The 2,464-nt window shown below is 64.9% G+C and carries 2 protein-coding genes and 1 pseudogene; all 3 read right to left on the reverse strand.

Annotated features, from left to right (window positions below):
• Window positions 1-44 precede the first annotated feature (44 nt).
• The gene (locus AC1DS3_RS37720; RefSeq protein WP_477129261.1) at window positions 45-1,475 is read right to left on the reverse strand and encodes a bifunctional 2-methylcitrate dehydratase/aconitate hydratase; all 1,431 of its coding nucleotides are present in this window, start codon (window positions 1,473-1,475) and stop codon (window positions 45-47) included.
• Window positions 1,476-1,612: 137 nt separating this feature from the next.
• Window positions 1,613-2,149 carry a hypothetical protein gene (locus AC1DS3_RS37725; protein WP_441635008.1) on the reverse strand — a complete coding sequence of 179 codons (537 nt, stop codon included), beginning with the start codon at window positions 2,147-2,149 and terminating at the stop codon, window positions 1,613-1,615.
• 196 nt (window positions 2,150-2,345) lie between these two features.
• A pseudogene (locus tag AC1DS3_RS37730) lies at window positions 2,346-2,464 on the reverse strand (citrate synthase); the annotation flags it as partial.

Consider the following 2,464-nt stretch of genomic DNA (forward strand, 5'->3'; position numbering starts at 1 on the left):
TACTCATTGACAGGCATAGCCTCCAGGCGCGCCTGGTCCAGCGACTACTCATTGACAGGCATAGCCTCCAGGCGCGCCTGGTCCAGCGACACCGCCAGGATCGCCTGCTGCTGCCTGGCCGGAAAACGGCGGGCCAGGTTGGTCTTGAATTTCTCCACCAGCAGTGGGATGCCCTCGTCGCGCCGGCGCTTGTGGCCGAGCGGGTAGTCCACCACGACTTCGGGCAGCACCGTGCCGTTGTTCAGCGTCACGGTCAGCGCATTGGCGATGGAGCGCTTCTCCGGGTCGTGGTAGTCGGCGGTGAACTGCGGATCCTCCACGCACACGATCTTGTCGCGCAGGGCGTCGATGCGCGGGTCTGCCGCTATCTTGTCTTCATAGTCCTCGGCGGTCAGCCGGCCGAACAGCAGCGGCACCGCCACCATGTACTGGATGCAGTGGTCGCGGTCGGCGGGGTTGGCCAGCGGGCCCTTCTTGTCGATGATGCGGATGCAGGCCTCGTGGGTGCGGATGGTGACCTGCCTGATCTGTGCTGCCGTCTTGCCCGCGGCGGACAGCTGGCCGTGCAGGGTCATGGCGGCCTCCACCGCGGTTTGCGAGTGGAATTCGGCCGGGAAGGCGATCTTGAACAGCACGTTCTCCATCACGTAGGTGCCATACGGGCGCTGGAACCTGAAGGGCTGGCCCTTGAACAGTACGTCGTAGAAGCCCCAGCCCTTGGCGCTCAGCACCGAGGGATAGCCCATCTCGCCGGTACGGGCGATCAGCGCCAGGCGCACCGCGCGGCTGGTGGCGTCGCCGGCGGCCCAACTCTTGCGGCTGCCGGTATTGGGGGCGTGGCGGTAGGTGCGCAGCGCTTGCCCGTCGACCCAGGCAAGGGACACCGCGTTGAGGATTTCGTCACGGGCGAGGCCGAGCATCTGCGCAACCACGGCGGCGGAAGCCACCTTGACCAGCACCACGTGGTCCAGGCCCACCTTGTTGAATGCGTTTTCCAGCGCGATGCAGCCCTGGATCTCATGGGCCTTGATCATGCCGGTGAGCACGTCCTTCATGGTCAACGGCTTGCGCCCGGCGGCCACGTTGTTGCGCGAGATCCAGTCGGCGGTGGCGAGGATGCCGCCGAGGTTGTCGGACGGGTGGCCCCATTCGGCGGCCAGCCAGGTGTCGTTGAAATCGAGCCAGCGGATCATGGCGCCGATATTGAAGGCGGCCTGAACCGGGTCGAGCTGGAATTGGGTGCCGGGTACCTTGGCGCCGTTGGGGACCACCGTGCCGGGCACGATCGGGCCCAGCAGCTTGGTGCAGGCCGGATACGACAGCGCTTCCAGGCCGCAGCCGAGCGTGTCGATCAGGCAGTTGCGGGCCGTGTCGTAGGCCAGCGCGCTCTTGACCTGATACCTGGTGACGTAGTCGACGATGTCGGCCATGACCGGGTCCGGTTCGGGGCGGACGTTCGAAATATGCGCGGACATGGGATTCCCTCGGCGTTTTGTGCTTCCTGGTGCCCATGGGGCTGTGGCCGGACGATGCCAGGCTACAGCCCCTTACTACTGATTACCGCTTACTGCTCTTACTGCCTTTACTGCTCTTATTGCTTATAGGTTGGTGCTTACTGCTTGGGGGCGGCCGGTGCCTGGGCGGCATCGGCTGCCGGTGCCGACGGGGCAACCAGCAACGGGGTGGCTACCGGTGCGCGCAGCGCGCCTGCCTGGGTCGGGGCCGAGCCGCCAGCCTGCATGTCCGCGGTCTGGCACTCGTCGGCCAGGCGCTGGCCGGCGTTCTTGTTGAACAGCATGGCCTTGCTCGGGATCACAACCAGGTCCAGGCCGGAGCGGGCGTCGAAGTAGCGGTCGGCGCCGGTTACGGTGGACAGGCGGGGCAGGCGGTATTCCTTGCCCTCCCAGTTCACGGTGATGACTTCATCGCGCTGCATGTTGCCGCCGATGTACAGGACATGGCCCAGTTCGCACTGCCATTTTTCGCCACTGGGGGCGGCCGCAGGTGCTGCCGCGGCAGCCTTCTTGGTGCTTTTCACATGAGCCTTCTTGGCGGGAGCGGCCTTCTTGGCCGGTTCCTGGGCCATCGCAACACCGGCGGTGGTCAGCGTAAATGCGCCGATGCAGGCGGCGAGGACGAGATGCTTCATTCTGTGGGTTCCTTCTGGAGTTGGGTCAAAGGCGGTGATTGCCAGGAAGGCCGGCAGTCACAGGTCCGCCGCTATTCTCTACGATTTGAAAGTCGGGGCGTAGTGCCCCTACTATCGGTTACATAATTCGGTGTAGCCCAGGCCACGCAAGGGGGCGCCTTCGCTACATGGCAAGGCGGTTTGCGGCCTGCACAGCCTATTTCCGTTTTCCGATCGGCACGAACTTCAGGTTTTCCGGCCCGGTGTAGTTGGCGCTGGGGCGGATGATCTTGTTGTCGATGCGTTGCTCGATGATATGCGCAGCCCAGCCCGAGG

The organism is Cupriavidus sp. 01L46, from assembly GCF_056399905.1.

Bases quoted from the DNA above. Each gene is read 5' to 3' on its own strand.
- AC1DS3_RS37720 (WP_477129261.1), bottom strand. From the start codon at position 1,475: ATGTCCGCGCATATTTCGAACGTCCGCCCCGAACCGGACCCGGTCATG.
- AC1DS3_RS37725 (WP_441635008.1), bottom strand. From the start codon at position 2,149: ATGAAGCATCTCGTCCTCGCCGCCTGCATCGGCGCATTTACGCTGACC.